Source organism: Citrobacter sp. CK195 (assembly GCF_030333365.1).
In the GTDB taxonomy this organism is placed as follows: domain Bacteria; phylum Pseudomonadota; class Gammaproteobacteria; order Enterobacterales; family Enterobacteriaceae; genus Citrobacter_B; species Citrobacter_B koseri.
Genome location: NZ_JAOWGB010000012.1, coordinates 1 through 210, shown reverse-complemented (window position 1 = coordinate 210; position 210 = coordinate 1). Strand labels below are relative to the sequence as shown.

At 51.9% G+C, this 210-nt stretch carries 1 rRNA gene; it reads left to right on the top strand.

Going from position 1 to position 210, the window contains the following annotated elements:
- A 23S ribosomal RNA gene (locus tag OGX93_RS00655) occupies positions 1-209 on the top strand; the annotation flags it as partial.
- Position 210: the final 1 nt, after the last annotated feature.

The window sequence follows — 210 nt, the reverse complement described above, 5'->3', positions numbered from 1 at the left end:
ATATTCCTGTACTTGGTGTTACTGCGAAGGGGGGACGGAGAAGGCTATGTCGGCCGGGCGACGGTTGTCCCGGTTTAAGCATGTAGGCGGAGGTTCCAGGTAAATCCGGTACCTTATTAAACGCTGAGGTGTGATGACGAGGCACTACGGTGCTGAAGTGACAAATGCCCTGCTTCCAGGAAAAGCCTCTAAGCATCAGGTAACATCAAA